At 70.8% G+C, this 17860-nt stretch carries 17 protein-coding genes; 4 read left to right on the top strand and 13 right to left on the bottom strand.

Annotation, left to right across the window (positions count from 1 at the left end):
* The first annotated feature begins 9 nt into the window (after positions 1-9).
* The 3 genes from pta (at position 10) to pyk (ending at position 4779) form a co-directional block, all read left to right on the top strand.
* On the top strand, positions 10-2145 hold the full coding sequence (pta, locus tag ACH4SI_RS10930; protein WP_398295000.1) for a phosphate acetyltransferase: 2136 nt from the start codon (positions 10-12) through the stop codon (positions 2143-2145).
* Complete coding sequence (locus tag ACH4SI_RS10925) at positions 2142-3284, top strand: acetate kinase (RefSeq protein ID WP_398294998.1); 1143 nt, start codon at positions 2142-2144, stop codon at positions 3282-3284. Before pta ends, ACH4SI_RS10925 begins: the two co-directional genes overlap by 4 nt.
* 67 nt (positions 3285-3351) lie before the next feature.
* Positions 3352-4779: a pyruvate kinase gene (gene pyk / locus ACH4SI_RS10920; RefSeq protein ID WP_398294996.1), complete on the top strand. Its 1428-nt coding sequence runs from the start codon at positions 3352-3354 to the stop codon at positions 4777-4779.
* Between the two features lie 47 nt (positions 4780-4826).
* Here pyk and ACH4SI_RS10915 read toward each other — a convergent pair whose 3' ends face one another.
* The 7 genes from ACH4SI_RS10915 to ACH4SI_RS10885 all read right to left on the bottom strand — a co-directional run bounded on the left by ACH4SI_RS10915 (position 4827) and on the right by ACH4SI_RS10885 (position 12279).
* Positions 4827-6287 carry a Clp protease N-terminal domain-containing protein gene (locus ACH4SI_RS10915; RefSeq protein WP_398294993.1) on the bottom strand — a complete coding sequence of 487 codons (1461 nt, stop codon included), beginning with the start codon at positions 6285-6287 and terminating at the stop codon, positions 4827-4829.
* Positions 6288-6290: 3 nt separating this feature from the next.
* Positions 6291-7505, bottom strand: coding sequence for a tetratricopeptide repeat protein (locus ACH4SI_RS10910; RefSeq protein WP_398294991.1), 1215 nt, complete (start codon positions 7503-7505; stop codon positions 6291-6293).
* Positions 7506-7595: 90 nt separating this feature from the next.
* On the bottom strand, positions 7596-7952 hold the full coding sequence (locus tag ACH4SI_RS10905; RefSeq protein WP_398294989.1) for a hypothetical protein: 357 nt from the start codon (positions 7950-7952) through the stop codon (positions 7596-7598).
* A gap of 188 nt (positions 7953-8140) precedes the next feature.
* Entirely contained in the window at positions 8141-9481 is a 1341-nt protein-coding gene (locus ACH4SI_RS10900) for a hydrogenase expression protein HypF (RefSeq protein ID WP_398294987.1), read from the bottom strand.
* A complete protein-coding gene (locus ACH4SI_RS10895) occupies positions 9459-9989 on the bottom strand; it encodes a DUF6114 domain-containing protein (RefSeq protein WP_398294985.1) in 531 nt (176 codons plus the stop codon). The genes ACH4SI_RS10900 and ACH4SI_RS10895 overlap by 23 nt, the downstream gene beginning before the upstream one ends.
* A 143-nt stretch (positions 9990-10132) precedes the next feature.
* Complete coding sequence (locus ACH4SI_RS10890; RefSeq protein WP_398294982.1) at positions 10133-10750, bottom strand: DUF6230 family protein; 618 nt, start codon at positions 10748-10750, stop codon at positions 10133-10135.
* A gap of 566 nt (positions 10751-11316) precedes the next feature.
* Entirely contained in the window at positions 11317-12279 is a 963-nt protein-coding gene (locus ACH4SI_RS10885) for a tetratricopeptide repeat protein (RefSeq protein ID WP_398294980.1), read from the bottom strand.
* A gap of 136 nt (positions 12280-12415) precedes the next feature.
* Between ACH4SI_RS10885 and ACH4SI_RS10880 the strand changes: the two genes are divergently transcribed.
* Positions 12416-13108 carry a TetR/AcrR family transcriptional regulator gene (locus tag ACH4SI_RS10880; protein WP_398294978.1) on the top strand — a complete coding sequence of 231 codons (693 nt, stop codon included), beginning with the start codon at positions 12416-12418 and terminating at the stop codon, positions 13106-13108.
* Here ACH4SI_RS10880 and ACH4SI_RS10875 read toward each other — a convergent pair.
* The 6 genes from ACH4SI_RS10875 to ACH4SI_RS10850 all read right to left on the bottom strand — a co-directional run bounded on the left by ACH4SI_RS10875 (position 13084) and on the right by ACH4SI_RS10850 (position 17844).
* Positions 13084-14784, bottom strand: a complete 1701-nt coding sequence (locus tag ACH4SI_RS10875; RefSeq protein WP_398294976.1) for a methylmalonyl-CoA mutase — start codon at positions 14782-14784, stop codon at positions 13084-13086. The genes ACH4SI_RS10880 and ACH4SI_RS10875 overlap by 25 nt on opposite strands.
* Positions 14785-14911: 127 nt before the next feature.
* Complete coding sequence (locus ACH4SI_RS10870) at positions 14912-15250, bottom strand: DUF3817 domain-containing protein (protein WP_398294974.1); 339 nt, start codon at positions 15248-15250, stop codon at positions 14912-14914.
* 52 nt (positions 15251-15302) lie between these two features.
* A complete protein-coding gene (locus tag ACH4SI_RS10865) occupies positions 15303-15827 on the bottom strand; it encodes a MarR family winged helix-turn-helix transcriptional regulator (RefSeq protein WP_398294972.1) in 525 nt (174 codons plus the stop codon).
* A 42-nt stretch (positions 15828-15869) separates the two neighbouring features.
* Positions 15870-17156 carry an MFS transporter gene (locus ACH4SI_RS10860; protein ID WP_398294970.1) on the bottom strand — a complete coding sequence of 429 codons (1287 nt, stop codon included), beginning with the start codon at positions 17154-17156 and terminating at the stop codon, positions 15870-15872.
* Positions 17157-17209: 53 nt separating this feature from the next.
* The gene (locus tag ACH4SI_RS10855) at positions 17210-17503 is read right to left on the bottom strand and encodes an MTH1187 family thiamine-binding protein (protein ID WP_398294968.1); all 294 of its coding nucleotides are present in this window, start codon (positions 17501-17503) and stop codon (positions 17210-17212) included.
* On the bottom strand, positions 17500-17844 hold the full coding sequence (locus ACH4SI_RS10850) for a DUF3817 domain-containing protein (RefSeq protein ID WP_398294966.1): 345 nt from the start codon (positions 17842-17844) through the stop codon (positions 17500-17502). The genes ACH4SI_RS10855 and ACH4SI_RS10850 overlap by 4 nt, the downstream gene beginning before the upstream one ends.
* Between the last annotated feature and the right edge of the window lie 16 nt (positions 17845-17860).

The following is a 17860-nucleotide window of genomic DNA, read 5'->3' as shown; positions in this document are numbered from 1 at the left end:
AGAGCACGCGTGACGCGCAGCGTGTACGTGACCGGGATCGAACGGGGTGACGGCAGGCAGGTCGTCGAGCTGGGGGTCATGGAGCTGCTGACCCGCCATGTCGACCGGGTCGGCGTCTTCCGCCCCCTGGTGCACGACGACCCCGACCGCCTCTTCGATCTGCTGCGGGCCCGCTACCGGCTCAGCCAGCCGCCCGCCTCGGCACGCGGCATGAGCTACGAGGAGGCGGCCGCCCTCCAGGCCGAGGAGGGCTCCGACGAACTGGTCTCGCGGCTGGTCAACCGCTTCCACGAGGTGGCCCGCGAGTACGACTACGTCCTCGTCCTGGGCAGCGACTACGCCGACACCAGCCTCCCGGACGAGCTGGGGCTGAACGCCCGGCTCGCCAACGAGTTCGGCGCCGCGGTGATCACGGTCGTCGGCGGCCAGGACCAGAGCGTGGAAGCCGTCAACGCCGAGACCCACAACGCCTACCGCGCGTACGAGGCGCAGGGGTGCGACGTCGTCGCCATCGTCGTCAACCGGGCCGCGCCGGGCGACCGCGCCGAGATCGCCGAGCGGCTGGCCGCGCGGCTCCCGGTGCCCGGCTACGTCCTGCCCGAGGACGGGGCGCTGTCGGCGCCCACCGTCTCGCAGATCGTGCGCACCCTCGGCGCCGACGTACTCCTCGGCGACCACGCCGGACTCTCCAGGGACGTCCGGGACTTCGTCTTCGGCGGCGCGATGCTGCCCAACTTCCTGCCCGCCCTCACCGAGGGCTGCCTTGTGGTGACGCCCGGCGACCGCGCGGACCTGATCGTCGGCTCGCTCGCCGCGCACAGCGCGGGCGCCCCCGCGATCGCCGGGGTGCTGCTCACCCTGGACGAGCGGCCAGGTCCCGACATCCTGGCGCTGGCGTCCCGGCTGGCCCCCGGCACCCCGGTGGCGGCGGTCGCGGGCGGCTCCTTCCCGACCGCGGCCGAGCTGTTCGCCATCGAGGGCAAGCTGAACGCGGGCGCGCCGCGCAAGGCCGAGACCGCCCTCGGCCTCTTCGAGCGCCACGTGGACACCGCCGCGCTGACCGACCGCATCGCGGTGGCCCGCTCCGGCCGGGTCACCCCGATGATGTTCGAGCACGAGCTGATCGAGCGGTCCCGGTCCGGCCGCCGCCGGGTGGTGCTGCCCGAGGGCTCCGAGGAGCGGGTGCTGCGCGCCGCCGACGTCCTACTGCGCCGCGATGTGTGCGACCTCACACTGCTGGGCGACGAGGACGCGATCCGCAAGCGCGCCGCCGAACTGGGCATCCAGCTCGGCGAGGCGCAGATCATCGACCCGGGGACCTCGCCGCTGCGCGAGCGGTTCGCGGAGATCTACGCGAAGCTCCGCGCCCACAAGGGCGTCTCCCACGAGCTGGCGTACGACGTGGTGGCCGACGTCTCGTACTTCGGCACCCTGATGGTCCAGGAGGGCCTGGCCGACGGCATGGTCTCGGGCGCGGTGCACTCCACCGCCGCCACCATCCGGCCCGCCTTCGAGATCATCAAGACCGCGCCGGGCGCGCAGATCGTCTCGTCCGTCTTCTTCATGTGCCTGGCCGACCGGGTGCTGGTGTACGGCGACTGCGCGGTCAACCCGGACCCGGACGCCGAGCAGCTGGCCGACATCGCCATCCAGTCCGCGACCACGGCCGCCCGGTTCGGGGTGGAGCCGAGGATCGCGATGCTGTCGTACTCCACCGGCACCTCCGGCTCCGGCACGGACGTCGACAAGGTGCGCAAGGCGACCGAGCTGGTCCGCGAGCGCCGCCCGGACCTGCTGGTCGAGGGCCCGATCCAGTACGACGCCGCGGTGGACGCGGCGGTCGCGGCGACCAAGCTGCCCGACTCGCAGGTGGCGGGCAAGGCCACCGTGCTGATCTTCCCGGACCTCAACACCGGCAACAACACCTACAAGGCCGTGCAGCGCTCGGCGGGCGCCGTCGCGGTCGGCCCGGTGCTCCAGGGTCTGCGCAAGCCGGTGAACGACCTGTCCCGCGGGGCACTCGTTTCCGACATCGTGAACACCGTCAGCATCACCGCGATCCAGGCCCAGTCCCAGACTCCCCCGATCACCCCGGCGGACCCCGCCGGCCCGACCGACCCGACACAGAAGGTGCACACCGCGTGAACGGCTCCCGCGTCCTGGTCCTCAACTCCGGCTCCTCGTCCGTCAAGTACCAGCTGCTGGACATGGCGGACGGCGCCCGGCTCTCCTCCGGCCTGGTGGAACGGATCGGGGAGGGCCCCGTCGCCGATCACACGGCCGCGCTCAAGCAGGTCGCCGAGGAGCTGGCGGGGCAGGGCCTGGGCCTGGACTCGCCCGAGCTGGCGGCGATCGGCCACCGAGTGGTGCACGGCGGCACCCGGTTCACCGAGCCCACCCTGATCACCGACGAGGTGGTCGAGGAGATCGAGAAGCTGATCCCGCTGGCCCCGCTGCACAACCCGGCGAACGTCACCGGCATCAAGGTGGCCCGGGCGCTGCGCCCGGACCTGCCGCAGGTCGCGGTCTTCGACACCGCGTTCCACGCCACGATGCCGGAGTCGGCGGCCCGGTACGCGATCGACACCGAGACCGCCGACCGGTTCGGCGTGCGGCGGTACGGCTTCCACGGCACCTCGCACGCGTACGTCTCCCGGGCGACGGCGAAGCTGCTCGGCAAGGACGTCGCCGAGCTGAACACGATCGTGCTGCACCTGGGCAACGGCGCCAGCGCCTCCGCCGTGCGCGGCGGGGTGTGCGTGGACACCTCCATGGGGCTGACCCCGCTGGAGGGCCTGGTCATGGGCACCCGCGCGGGTGACATCGACCCGGCGGCGATCTTCCATCTGTCCCGGGTGGGCGGGATGTCGACGGACGAGATCGACACCCTGCTCAACAAGCGCAGCGGGCTGCTCGGGCTGTGCGGGGACAACGACATGCGCGAGATCGGCCGCCGCATGGCCGAGGGCGATCCGGCCGCGCAGCTCGCGTTCGACATCTACATCCACCGGCTGCGGAAGTACGTCGGCGCGTACACCGCGGTGCTGGGGCGGCTGGACGCCATCGCGTTCACGGCCGGCGTGGGGGAGAACTCCGCGGCGGTGCGGGAGGCCGCGCTGCGCGACCTGCCCGCGTTCGGCATCGAGGTGGACGCGGTGCGCAACGCGGTGCGCGGCTCCGCGGCGCGGCTGATCTCCACCGGGGCCAGCCGGGTCGCGGTGGCGGTGGTGCCGACGGACGAGGAGCTGGAGATCGCGAGCCAGACGTTCGATCTGGTCGACTAGCCTTCGCCTCGGCTTCGACTGGACCTGAAAATATTCCGCTCCGAAACAAACCGATAGGATCAGCCACATGCGCCGTTCCAAAATCGTCTGCACGCTGGGCCCCGCCGTCGACTCCTACGACCAGCTCAAGTCGCTGATCGAGGCCGGTATGAACGTGGCCCGCTTCAACATGAGCCACGGAAGCCACCCGGAGCACGAGGAGCGCTACCACCGCGTTCGCAAGGCGTCCGAGGAGACGGGGCACGCCGTCGGCGTCCTCGCCGATCTCCAGGGCCCCAAGATCCGACTGGAGACCTTCGCGGACGGCCCGGTGGAGCTGGTCCGCGGGGACGAGTTCATCATCACCACCGAGGACGTCGACGGCGACCGGACCATCTGCGGCACCACCTACAAGGGGCTGCCGGGCGATGTCTCCAAGGGCGACCAGATCCTGATCAACGACGGCAACGTCGAGCTGCGGGTCACCGCGGTCGAGGGCCCCCGGGTGCGGACGATCGTCATCGAGGGCGGGGTGATCTCCGACCACAAGGGGATCAACCTGCCGGGCGCGGCGGTCAACGTGCCCGCACTGTCCGAGAAGGACATCGAGGACCTGCGGTTCGCCCTGACGATGGGGTGCGACATGGTCGCGCTGTCCTTCGTCCGGGACGCGGCCGACGTCCGCGATGTGCACCGGATCATGGACGAGGTGGGCCGCCGGGTCCCGGTGATCGCCAAGGTCGAGAAGCCGCAGGCCGTGGCCAACATGGCGGATGTCGTCGCCGCGTTCGACGGCGTCATGGTGGCCCGCGGCGACCTGGCGGTGGAATACCCGCTGGAGAAGGTCCCGATGGTGCAGAAGCGGCTGATCGAGCTGTGCCGCCGTAACGCCAAGCCGGTGATCGTGGCGACCCAGATGATGGAGTCGATGATCACCAACTCCCGGCCGACCCGCGCCGAGGCGTCCGACGTCGCCAACGCGATCCTGGACGGCGCGGACGCGGTCATGCTCTCCGCCGAGTCGTCGGTCGGCTCGTACCCGATCGAGACGGTCAAGGTGATGTCCCGCATCGTCCAGGCCGCCGAGGAGGAGCTGCTGTCGCGCGGCCTCCAGCCGCTGGTGCCCGGCAAGAAGCCGCGTACCCAGGGCGGTTCGGTGGCCCGCGCGGCATGCGAGATCGCCGACTTCCTGGGCGCCACGTCGCTGGTCGCCTTCACCCAGTCCGGCGACACCGCGCGGCGGCTCTCCCGCTACCGCGCCCAGCAGCCGATCGTGGCCTTCACCACGGACCCGGAGACCCGCAACCAGCTGACGCTGAGCTGGGGCGTGGAGTCGTACGTGGTGCCGTACGTGGAGCACACCGACGCGATGGTGGACCTCGTGGACGCCGAGCTGTCGAAGCTGGGCCGCTATACCGCGGGCGACATCATGATCATGACGGCGGGCTCGCCCCCCGGCGTCCCCGGCACCACCAACATGGTCCGGGTGCACCACCTGGGCGGCGAAAACCGATAGCCGGTTTGCTTGAGTTGAGCGGCCGGGCCCCTTTCGGGCCCGGCCGCTCAGCTCATGGCCCAGATGTAGCGGTCGTCGACGGACGGCTCATCGGCGGCCTGGTCCGTCCGGTCCGCGAACGACTCCGCGATGTGCCGCGCGTCCACGGTCTTCGCGACCCCGTCCGCGATCCGCACCCTGGCCCCCGCCTCGTCCAGGATCTCCACCTCGTCATGGGTGGGCTCGCCCACCGGAACGGTCTGGACGTACGCGCCGATGCCCTGGAGGGTGAGGTAGCTCGTGGGATCGGTGACGGCGATGATCCGCGGCTTCTGCCGCACGAGCCAGCGCAGCGCGTCGGCGTCGCCCGCCCGGACGTCGTCCAGGAACAGCACCGTGCGGTCCGGGTCCTCCACCGTCTCCTGGAGGGCCGTCGTGATGTCGACGGCCCACAGCCGCACCTCGGCCAGGCTCGCCGGTACGTCGCCCTGGGCGATGCGCTGGGCCAGCCCCGCGACGATCGACGTCCGCCCGGTGCCCGGCTCCCCCACCAGCAGGGCGTTGTTACGGGACTTGCGCATCAGGATCCGCATGATGTGCTGGATCTCCCGCTCGCGCCCGACGACCACGGGCGGCGGCTCCGGGGACCGGAGCGGGGGCGGGGGCGGTAGACAGGGTTTGAGGATGCGGAGGACCTCGGCCCGCACCTCAGACTGGGCGGCGAACCTGCGCAGCAGTTGCGCCCCGGTCCCCTCACCATCGCGTATCAGCCCCAACAGCAGATGCTCGGTGCCGATGTAGTCGTGGCCAAACGTCAGGGCGTCCCTCAGCGCCATCTCCAGCGCCTTCTTGGCCCGGACCGTGAACGGAATCGGGCCTTTCGGTTTTTTCGTACCGAATCCTGCCGTCTGGAACAGCCGCTCGTGGACCGCCTCTTGTGAGACGCCGAGGTTGCGCAGTGCGGTGGCGGCAATCCCCTCCACCGCGAACAGACCGAGCAGGATGTGCTCGGTCCCCAGATGGTTGTGCTTGAGCTCCCGCGCGGCCTCCTCCCCCTCCATCAGGGCCCGGCGCGCCCGGTCGGTGAACCGCTCGAAGAACTCGCCGGTCTCGCGGACCCGCTCCCGCATGGCCTCCAGATCGATGCCGTAGGCGCCCAGGACCCGGGTGGTGATGCCGTCCTGCTCCCGCATGAGGCCGAGCACCAGGTGCTCCTCACCCATGCGGTTCATGCCGAGCGCGATGGATTCCCGCATCGCGTCCTCCAGCGCCCGCTTGGCCTCGGGAGTGAAGGGGATTTGCCCGCTCAAGGACGTCGTGCCCTTGGGAAGGGTGTCCTCCACCATGTCACGCAGTCCGTCCACGTGCACCCCGAGGCTCGCCAGGAACTCCGCGCCGGGGCTCCGCTCCTCGCGGATCAGACCAAGCAGCATATGCGCCGTGCCGATGTACTCGTGCTTGTGCTCCCGGGCCTCTTCCTGGGCCAGAACCATCGCCCGGCGCACCCGGTCGGTGAGACCCTCGAACATCCCTCACCCCGCAGCCAGGAGTACGGACAGGTCCCGCCGGGCCCGCAGCGTGTGCGGATGGTCCGGGCCCAGCACCCGCTCCCGGTCCGCGGCCAGTTCGCGCAGGAGCGCCACCGCCTCGTCGCGCTCGCCCGTGCGGGCCAGGTTGTGGGCCAGGACGTGGCGGGTGCGCAGGGTCGCGGCGTCGTCGTCGCCCAGGACGCGCCGCCGGTCGAGCAGCAGCAGCCGCAGTATCCGTATCGCCTCCGGCCGACGCCCCGACTCGCCCAGGTTGACGGCGAGGAACTGGCGGCTGCGCAGGCTGTCCGGGTGGTCCGGGCCCAGCAGCCGGGCCTGCCGGGCGTGGATCTCCCGCAGCCGGTCCGCCGACTCCCCGGGCGCACCGGCCCCGCCGCGGGTGTGTGCGAGCCACTGGCGGGTGCGCAGCGTCGCCACGTGGTCGGCGCCCAGCAGGCTCTCCTGCTCCTCCAGAAGGGCGCTGAACGCCGCCACCGCCTCCGCGTACTTCCCCGCCTCGCACAGCGCCACCGCGGCCTCGTGGCGGGCCGGGTCGTCGGGGAGCCGATGGGCGCGGTTGCGGGCGAGGGCGAGCAGAGCGGCGTTCCGGGAGCCGCGCTGGAGGGGCGCGGGCAGGCCCTCCGCGGTCATGGTGGTCTGGAGCCGCCGGTAGAGCTCGTCGATGCTGAGCAGTTCGGGCCCGCCGGCCACGCCGTCCCGCAGCAGCCGGATCAGCCGGCCGGTGAACGCCGTGTTCTTCTCGCCGTCCCGGATCAGGGAGGGCTCGTTGCCCTGGGAGGACGCCATCACGTACGTGCCCGCCACATCGACCTGCCCCATCACGGCGGCCTCCGGCCCGGCCATGGTGCCGCTCAGCGCGCGGCCGGAGAAGCAGCAGTCGAGGATGATGACCTTCGAGGTGGCGCGGCTGTCGAGGACGACGTCGCGCAGTTTGCGGTATTCCAGGGAGCCGAACTCGGGATCCTCGTATTCGCTGTCGGCCAGCGACAGATACAAGTCCTGTCTGCGGGGCGCGATCAGGCCGTGGCCGACGTAATAGACCAGCAGCAGGTCTTCCGCCGCGGCCGCCGTCGCCCGTAAGGAACGGCCCACATGCTGGATGTCGCCCTTGTCCAGCAGCACGGTGCAATGACGGTCCGAGAGGCCGCCGTACGCGGGATCGGTGAGAGTCGCGGCCAGATCCTCGACGGTGTCGCGCACCGCCGGAAGGTCCGGAAGTTTTGGGTCGGAATAGCGACTTGTGCCGATCAGGACCGCCCGGGAACGCTCGGAATCGGGCAACCGCATGGGCTATTCCTCTTCCGCGCGCAGCGCCTGCCGGAGAATCTCCTCGACGGATTCCTTGGTCACATGCCGGGCGTCGATCTCCAGCCGCCGCCCGTCGGGGCGGTGGACCATGATCTTGATGCCGGAGCGGCGCGGCTGGGACAGCCAGGCCCGCAGCGAGCCCGCGAGGACGGAGAGGGCTCCGCCCGCGCCCAGCGACACCACGAGCAGTTGCGCGGCCGATCCCATCTCGCCGTCGCGCGGCGGCGGCGCCTGCGGCTTCACCCGGCCGGCCAGTTCGGGCTCGCCGCGCAGCCATTCGGCAAGCTGCTCCAGGCTTTCGTCCGGCTCCGGGCCGTCGACCGAAATATGGCTCTCCACCGCTGCCCCCGTTTCCCCCCGGCGCGCGCCAAGCGGCATGGTGCGCGTCCACGCGAACACTCAAGGTAAGGATAGAGCCAGGCACGGACAAACGCGCCCGCGGGCGCCGGGCCTTCGGCCTGGTGCCCGCGGGCGGTGCCCTCCGAGGAGGGCCTTGCGGCTCCCGAACAGGTATGTGGTTTTCCGGGTTATTCCCCGGTCTTGTACACGTGCATTCCCGGGATGGTCAGTTCGCCGCCGAACTGACCGGCCTGGGTGACCGTCACATCGGTGAAGAACACCTCGGGGATGTTCACCGGCGGCGGGGTCTCCGGGCTGAAGGTGATCGGGATGATGCCCAGGAGGTTGCCCTTCAGCTCCTCGGTGTACATCGTGACCGTGCCGTTGCGGAAGGTCGAGGTGGAGCCCTCGCGCGCCGCCACGTTGGTGGTGGTCCCGGCCGGGCCCTTGACCATCTGGTGGAGATCCTTGATGTCCACGCCGTCGGCGGTGAACTTGAGGACCTTCTTCGTCTGGCCGTTGTTCGTCTTGACCTCGACGATGCCCTTGTAGTCCAGGCCGTGCAGGGAGAGCATCGTGCTCTTGAGCACCCAGGGGTCGTCGGGCAGCGCGTTGGCGGTCGGCTCGTCCTTGGCGTTCTTGTACGCGTCGGCGTCGAACTCGGGGCAGGGGTAGCCCACCTTGCCGCCGTCCGCGGCGTCGTCACCGGCGGACGGGGAGGGCTTCGGCAGGGCCTTGTCGGCCTTGTCCTTGGCGTTCTCGGCGGCCTTCTTCGCCTTGTCCGTGGTGTCCTCGACACCCTTGCCGACCTTGTCCACCGTGTCCTTGACCGGGTCATCGGCCTTCGCGTCGGTGGACGGAGTGGACGGGGAGGGGCTGGGCTTGGCGGAGGACGGGGAGGGGCTGGGTGTGGCGCTCGGCTCGGCCGAACCGCCGTCCCCGTCGCCCTTGTCCGGGTTGAGGATGTCGCCCAGCTTGTCCCCGATGCCCAGCGGGTCCAGCGGGTTCTTGGTCTCGGACTCCGACGGGCTCGGCGACGCGCTCGACTCCGAGGACTTGTCGTCCCCGGAATCCGACGTGCCGGACGGGCTGGGGGTCGGGGTCGGCTTCGACGGTGCGGCGTCCCCGTCCCCGGACGGGGCCGAGGGGGCCTTCGACTCGGAACCGGACGTGCCGTCCTGGTCCCCGGAGCCCTGGTCCTTGCCGTCCTTACCGTCGGCGTCCTTGCTGTCGGACGCGTCCTTCTTGCCCTCGGCGTCGCCCTTGTCGGCCTCGTCCGGCTGGGAGACACACGGTCCGGCCTTGTAGCGGTCCTCGGCCCGCGTGTTCGCCGACGCCAGCTGCGGGGTCAGCCCCATGCCCATGAGTACGGCCGTCGGCATGGCGGCCAGCGCTATCGCTTTTCCCGCGGGCACCTGAAGGCGAGTGAGCATCGACTTCCTCGGCGCCGCATGCCGTGGGCCGGTTCTCGCCCGGCGCGGACTTCCGTCCGCGGCCTGCTCCGCTTCACCCCGCACGGTGCCTCCCATTCGTGGCTTCCTGGTCCGGCCCGGGTCCGGCCCCGGCCGGCTCCGGCACACCGCCATCGTCGGCGTCGCCCTCGGGCGTGGTTCCCGGGCCCTCGGCCGGCTGTGCCGAAGGGGCCTCGCCCGGTGCCCAGGCGACGCCCATGCCGCCGCCGAAGAGGGCGAGCAGGAATCCGATCAGGAAGCCGCCGATGTTGGACACGGGCAGCGACACCAGGCCGAGCAGGATCGAGGCAACCCCCGCGAACACCCGCACCATGGGCTGGAACCACATGGTCAGACCCAGCATCACCAGCAGTACGCCGATGATGAGCGAGGCGGATCCGGCGGTGGTGGACAGGTTGATCGTGAACCCGCCCGCGTTGAGGCTGTTGTACGGGAAGTACATGATCGGCAGCCCGGCCAGGGTGGTGAGCAGCCCCGCCCAGAACGGGCGCTGCCAGCGCCATGCCCTGAAGGTCTTCCGCCAATGGCTGATTCGGTCACGCGCCCCCGGCGACTCGGCACTCATTGAAAACAGCTCCCTGGGGCTGGCGATCCAGTCGAATCGCACGTCGTTCTACTGCGGTACTGAACTGCGCGGCGCGTCAGCGCTGCTGGGCGATGCCGGGTGAGGGGCAGCGCCGCGGCCCCCCACCCTTCCAGCTCAGCGCCTCAGAAACACTCGCTCTTGCCCTTACTGACCTTCATCGAAAGTCCGGAGAGCTTGAACGTGCCCGCGCTGGTCGCCCAGGCGGTCTGCTTCACACCGGTCAGCGTCGCCGAGTCGGCCTGCTGCGCGAACGAGCCGGGAAGGGCCTTGTCACCCTTGTTGATCCCCGGACCCTTGTTCGCGTCGCCTGCCGCCACACCGATGTCGATGCCACGGAACGTCGCGTCGGCATCGAGCTGGTCGAGGTCGATGAAGAGGTTCTTCGCCTCGACCGTCTTGCTGCCGTTACCGGCCGACAGCTTCAGCGACACGTCGCCGAAGACCGGGACCGGGACGACCACCGACTGACACAGACCCTTGAGCTTGGCGCTCTTGAACGCGGACACCGCGACCGGGATGTTCTTCCCGCCGTGCTGGGTGTCTATCGCGCCGTACTGGGCGAAGCCCGTACCGTCGAGCCGGTCGACCGCCACCTTGAACTGCTGGCCTGACACGTTGAACGAGGCCGCCAGCGCACCCTGTGACAGGGCGACGCCGATCGCGGCCGTGGCAGCAACGCTCGGGACCATGACAACGGCGAACCGCTTCCATCTGGTCCCGCCACGAGCCAGGGACTCCATGACTTTCCTCCTTCTCGGACGTACATCTCCGGCCGGGGCCGCGGCCCCGAACTGGGATGGGAGAAGTGCTACGTCCTCGGGAAGGAGAGCGCCCACGTCTCACAGGCGCTGACTGCACCCGCCGAAACACCGGCGATCACCCCCGAGCGACAACCACTGGCCACGCTTCTCGCGCAACCTCCTGGACAGGCCCTGCCCGTTGGGCAGGGACCCCCCTGTCCAAGGCCGACGCCACTGCCGCCGGCCTGCCCGGTGGGGACCCACCCGCAGCACCGCACCGACCGGTTGCCGGGCTTCGTTGAGGATGGACCGAGCTTGGCCGATCGTGGTCCATTCACGGCCGGGGCACAAGGGGTTCGTTACTAGCGAGTAACGGACCGATAACCGATCTGCGGCAGGGAGGTCGAGCCCGGGTACGCAGGGTCGCCGCTCGACTGCCAGAAAGAGCGGGAGATTTGACGCCAAGAACGGACAAAGCCCTGGCGTTCACTTACTACCAGTAACAGCAGCCGCGTTTACCAAGTTTTGGTAAAGCGCGGCCGCTGTTCCGTTTGAGAGCCGCGAGGTCAGAACAGGACGCGCGCCAACGCGCTACGCGCCGTGACCACTCGGGGATCGTCCACGCCGATCACATCGAAGAGGCTGAGCAGATGAACCCGCGCCGCCTCCCGGTCCTCCCCCACCGTGCGCCGCACCGTGTCGACCAAGCGACCGAAGGCGTCCTCCACATGACCGCCCACCAGATCCAGATCGGCCGCCGCCATCTGCGCCGCCGGGTCCGCCGGGCTGTCGGCGGCCTCCTTGCGCACCTGCTGCGCGTCCAGACCCTGCACCCGCTCCAGCAACTGGGCCTGGGCCAGACCGAGCTTGGCCTCCGCGTTGGCCGGGTCGTCGTTCAGCACGTTCTGGTACGCGCGGACGGCACCGCCCAGGTCGCCCGCGTCCAGCGCCTCATGGGCCGCGGCCAGCGCGCTGTCGTACGGGCCCGCGGGCACCGGGGCCTCCTCCTGCTCACCCTCCGCGTCCGCCGCCTCGGCCGGCGCGCCGACGATGCCGAACTGCTGCTCCGCGGCCTGGATCAGCTGATCCAGCACCTGGCGGATCTGCGCCTCCGGCGCCGCGCCCTGGAACAGCGGCACCGGCTGACCGGCGACCACCGCGAACACCGCGGGGATCCCCTGCACGCCGAACTGCTGGAAGAGCATCTGGTTGGCATCGACGTCGATCTTCGCGAGGACGAACTTCCCCGCGTACTCCCCGGCCAGCTTCTCCAGGATCGGTCCGAGCTGCTTGCACGGCTCGCACCACTCAGCCCAGAAGTCGATGACGACCGGTACTTCGGTGGAGCGCTGCAGGACCTCCTGCTGAAACCCCGCCTCGTCGACGTCGAAGACCAGACGCGTGGGCGCGGGCGCGCCCGTGCGGGCGGCGTCGGCCCGCGCCTTCTCCGCCTTCTGCTTCGCTTCCCCGGCCGCCTTCACCGCGGCGAGGTCGACCACTCCACTCATGGACATGTTCCGTGGCTGCATGGTCCTATCCTCCCCTCTCGACGCGGTGAATGGAAAAGCGCGTCGGCCGATCCGCCGGACAGACCGGTCTTACGCTACGAGCCGTAGCGTAACCGGCCGGGACACCGGCGTCTACCTGCGAGTAGGGTCATGCGCCATGAGCCCGCTCCAGCGGCGCACAGGGCGCCCACGCAGCGTCGAGGCGGACCGTGCCATCCTCGGCGCGACGCGCGCCGCCCTGGTCGAGCTGGGCTGGGGAAAGCTCACGCTGGGCGACGTGGCGGCCCGCGCCGGAGTCGCCAAGACGACCCTCTACCGCCGCTGGGCGGGCAAGAACGAGCTGGTCGTGGACGCGGTCGCGGCGGTCTTCGACGAGCATCTGAGGTCGGCCGACTGCGGCAGCCTGCGGGCGGACATCGAGAACGTGGTGGTGCGCTTCGCCGAGCTGCTGGAGCTGCCCGAGACCAAGACGGCGCTGATGGCCGTCCTCGCCGAGGCCACCCACGACGAGGCGCTGGGGGCCCGGGTGCGGTCCGCGATCGTGGACCGGCAGAAGCGGCTGGTACTGATCGGCCGGGAGCGCGCGCAGCTGCGCGGCGAACTGCCGCGCGAGGAGGATCCGGGTGCGGCGGCCCGCAACGCGGATCTGATCTTCGACGTGATCGCGGGCTCGGTGGTGCACCGGCTGCTGGTCAGCGCGGAGCCGGTGGACACGGAGTGGGCCCAGGGCTTCGCGACGCTGCTGCTGAACGGGCTCGCCGCGGCGGCGCTCCCCGACGCGACGGGGGCGCCGCCGGGCGGCGCGCCGGAGGATGGTGAGGGTGGTCAGAACCCGGCGGGCTCGGTGTAGATCCCCCATTCCTCGCGCAGCGCGTCACAGATCTCGCCGAGCGTCGCCTCGGCGCGCACCGCCTCCAGCATCGGCTCGATCATGTTGGAGCCGTCCCGGGCGGCCGCCATCAGCGCCTTCAGCCCCTCGGCGACCTCGGCCTCGTCCCGTCCGGCCTTGCGGCCGCCCAGGATCCGTACCTGCTCGCGCTCGACCTCGTGGCTGACCCGCAGGATCTCCAGATCGCCGGTGACCGAGCCGTGGTGGCAGTTGACGCCGACGACCTTCTTGTCTCCCTTCTCCAGCGCCCGCTGGTAGGTGAAGGCGGACTCGGCGATCTCCTCGGTGAACCAGCCGTCCTCGATGCCGCGCAGGATGCCGGAGGTGATCGGCCCGATGGGGTGCTGCCCGTCGGGTACGGCCCGGCGGCCGCGCTCCTTGATCTGGTCGAAGATCTTCTCGGCGTCGGCCTCGATCCGGTCGGTGAGCGCCTCGACGTACCAGGAACCGCCCAGCGGATCGGCCACGTTGAGGATGCCGGTCTCCTCCATCAGCACCTGCTGGGTGCGCAGGGCGATCTCGGCGGCCTGCTCGCTGGGCAGCGCGAGGGTCTCGTCCAGGGCGTTGGTGTGCAGCGAGTTGGTGCCGCCGAGCACGGCGGACAGCGCCTCCACCGCGGTCCGTACGACGTTGTTGTACGGCTGCTGGGCGGTGAGCGAGACCCCGGCGGTCTGGGTGTGGAAGCGCAGCCACTGCGCCTTCTCGGACGTCGCCCCGTAGACGTCGCGCATCCAGCGCGCCCAGATGCGGCGGGCCGCCCGGAACTTGGCGATCTCCTCGAAGAAGTCGACATGGGCGTCGAAGAAGAAGGACAGGCCGGGTGCGAAGGTGTTGACGTCCAGGCCGCGGGACAGGCCCAGCTCGACGTAGCCGAAGCCGTCGGCGAGGGTGTACGCCAGCTCCTGCGCGGCCGTCGACCCCGCCTCGCGGATGTGGTAGCCGGAGACCGAGAGCGGCTTGTACGCGGGGATGGAGCGCGCGCAGTGCTCCATCAGGTCGCCGATCAGCCGCAGATGGGGCTCGGGCGGGAAGAGCCACTCCTTCTGCGCGATGTACTCCTTGAAGATGTCGGTCTGCAGCGTGCCGTTGAGCACCGCGGGGTCCACGCCCTGGCGCTCGGCGGCGACCAGGTACATGCAGAAGACCGGGACGGCCGGGCCGCTGATCGTCATCGAGGTGGTGACGTCACCCAGCGGGATGTCCTTGAACAGGACCTCCATGTCGGCCGCGGAGTCGATGGCGACGCCGCAGTGGCCGACCTCGCCGAGCGAGCGCGGATCGTCGGAGTCGCGGCCCATGAGCGTCGGCATGTCGAAGGCGACCGACAGCCCGCCGCCGCCCGCCTTGAGGATCATCTTGTAGCGCTCGTTGGTCTGCTCGGCGTTGCCGAAGCCCGCGAACTGGCGGATGGTCCAGGCGCGGCCGCGGTAGCCGGTGGCGTAGAGGCCGCGGGTGTACGGGAACTCCCCGGGCCAGCCGATGCGCTCGAATCCCTCGACCGTGTCACCCGGCGCCGGGCCGTAGACCGGCGCGACGGGATCCCCGGACAGGGTGCTGAAGTCCGCGTCACGCTTGTGCGACGCGTCGTACCGGGCCTGCCAGCGACGGCGGCCTGCCTCAATGCCTTCGGCGTCCATGCTTCAAATTTACTAGGACGTCCTACTAACTGTCGACGGCTGACCGCGCCGATCGGGCCGACCGGGTGTCCGGCCGACCCGTTCCCGCAGGTCGGAGCGGGAGAGGACAGAGAAGCGAGAGGAGGTCTCAGGCGTCCGCGGTCTGCGGTTCGGCGCCGCTGACGAGCGGCTCCAGCTCGCGGGAGACCTTGCGCTCGACGAAGAAGGCCGCGGTCGGAATCGTGCCCGCGAGCAGCACCCAGGCCAGCTTGCCGAACGGCCACTTCGCCTTGGAGCCCATGTCGAAGGCGAAGACCAGGTAGAGGACGTACAGCCAGCCGTGCGCGATGCCGACGACGCTGGTGAACCCGGCCGCGCCGCTCACGTCCAGCAGATACTTGGCGATCACGCCGAGCGTCAACAGGATCAGCAGCACACCGGTGACGTAGGCCATCGTCCGATAGCGGGTCAGGACGGATCGTTTCATGCGGTTGAGCGTAACCGCCCGTTCCGGGGCGATCTCCGCCGCCCCCGGCCGGTTACGCGCCCTCTTCCCCGGTGTCCTCGAAGTCCTCCGCGGCGATCCGCAGCGGGCGCAGCATCCGGAAGATCTCCCCGCACTCGTCGGCGTCGTACACCCCGAGCCCGAAGTCCATCGCCATCAGGTCGCGGGTGGCCGACTCGACCACCTCGCGGCCCCGGTCGGTGATGGTGGCGAGGGTGCCGCGGCCGTCGGCCGGATTGGGGCGCTTGGCGACCAGACCCGACGTGACCAGGCGATCCACCGTGTTGGTGACCGAGGTCGGGTGCACCATCAGCCGCTCGCCGATCTTGGACATGGGCAGCTCACCGGACTTGGAGAAGGTGAGCAGCACCAGCGCCTCGTAGCGCGCGAAGGTCAGTCCGTACGGCTTGACCACCGCGTCGACCTGGCCGAGCAGGATCTGGTGGGCCCGCATGATCGAGGTGATGGCGGCCATCGACGGCACGGACCCCCATCGCTGCTTCCAGCGCTCGTCGGCGCGGGCGATGGGGTCGAACGGAAGGCTGAGCGGCTTCGGCACGGTACCGACCCTACCGGCCGGTCATATCGCGGTCAGCCCGTCTCACCCCTCGAACCCGGCCGGACCCGGCCCCGGCGCACCCCCGCGGACCGTACGCCGCACCTCCAGCGCCACCAGGAGTGAGCACGCGGCGCCGACGCCGCCCGCCAGTGCCGCCACGGCATGCACCGGCACGAACTCCGCGACCGCCCCCGACACCGCCATCCCCAGGCCCTGCGCGGTCATCAGCCCGGCCGTCAGCACGGTCATCGCCCGGCCCCGCAGCTCCTCCGGCACCGCCGCCAGGAACCACTGGTCGAGGCCGAGGCTGTACGCGACCCCGAAACCGGTCACCACCTGGAGAGCCAACGCCCATCCGAACGAGGGATCCCACGTGTACCCGACGGCGGGCAGCGCCGCCAGCACGCCCACCGGCAGCGTCAGCCGGGCCCGTCCGCGCGGCCCCAGCAGGGAGCCCGCCAGGACCTCGCTCACGACCGCGCCGACCGGCATCCCGCACATCAGCAGCCCCAGCCCGACCGAGTCGAGGCCCTGGGCGTCCGCGTACGGCGTCAGCAGCGCCTCCGGCATCACCACGAACATCGACGGCACCCAGGACAGCAGCAGCAGCGCCCGGACGCGGCGGTCGGCGAACAGCCGCCGGACGCCGCGCAGCGAGTCCCCGAGCAGCGCCCCGCCCGCTCCGGGCGCCACGCGGCGCGCGGGGCGGGGCTGGGTGCCGAAGCGGAGCAGCAGCGCCGAGCAGCACAGCGCCGCGGCCATGATCACCAGGACGACGCGTGGCGACACGGCGGTCAGCAGCAGCCCGCCCGCCGCGAACCCGGCCAGCTGGGCGCTCTGCGCGGTGATCCGGATGACCGAGCGGCCCAGCACGAACAGATCACCCTCGCCGACGATGTCGTTGAGCGTGGCCGCCCGGGTACCGCTGAACACCGGCGAGATCGCCGCGGGCACGCAGCGCAGCGCGAGCAGCACGGCCACCGGCATCCCGGGGACCGCCATGGCGGTCACACAGCCCGCGTGCACCAGATCGCACACGACGAGCACCCGGCGGGGCGGGTAGCGGTCGGCGACGGAGGACAGCAGGGTGCCGCCGATCACGTACGGCAGCAGCGCGGTCGCGAAGGTGAGGGCGCTGAGGAGGGGCGACCCGGTGAGCCGGTAGACGAGGACGGAGAGCGCGATCCCGCCCGCCATCTCGCAGGGCATCGAGATCAGGTGCGCGGCGAAGACCGTGCGGAACTCGGGGAAGGCGAAGACGGCACCGTAGCCGGTACGTAACGCGGCCGGGTCCGTCGCCTCGGACCCGGCCCCTGAAGTCGTCGTCATCCCCTCAGCCTGCCCGCGCGGGCGGCCCGGCTCCAGAGGGCGCTACGCGGGCGCTACTCCGAGAGGTGGCGCTCCACCGTGTCCACCTTCGATGTGAGGCCGTCCGTCACGCCCGGGCGGATGTCGGCCTTCAGGACGACGGAGACCCGCGGGGCACGCGCCTCCACCGCCGCCACGGCGCGCTTGACCACGGCCATGACCTCGTCCCACTCCCCCTCGACCGAGGTGAACATCGCGTCCGTACGGTTCGGCAGGCCCGACTCCCGCACCACTCGCACCGCGTCCGCGACGTACTCCCCCACGTCCTCGCCGACGCCCAGCGGGGTCACCGAAAACGCGACGATCATGTGTTGACCACGCCCTCGCGGCGGGCCCGGGCCGCGATCACACCGGACTCGCTCTCGCGCTTGAGCATGCGCTCGGCGAAGAAGCCGCCGGTGGGCAGGACGGAGAGGACGAAGTAGAGCGCGGCGGTCTTCCAGCCCCACTTGGTCTTGTTCCAGGCGTCCGCCCAGAAGACCACGTAGAGGATGAAGAGGACGCCGTGCACCATGCCCATCACCGGCACCGCGTTGAAGTCCGTCGTGCGCTTGAGCACCGAGCAGACGAGCAGCAGGAGGAAGGACACGGCCTCGGGCGCGGAGACCAGGCGGAGCCGGCGCAGCGCGGTGGCGGTCTTGAAGTCCACGAGAGCACCTTCACAT

Origin of the sequence: Streptomyces sp. NPDC021212 (genome assembly GCF_044332925.1) — a bacterium.
Lineage (GTDB): Bacteria > Actinomycetota > Actinomycetes > Streptomycetales > Streptomycetaceae > Streptomyces.
Note: the sequence above shows the minus strand (reverse complement) of the source record. Positions and strands in the feature narration are given on the sequence as shown.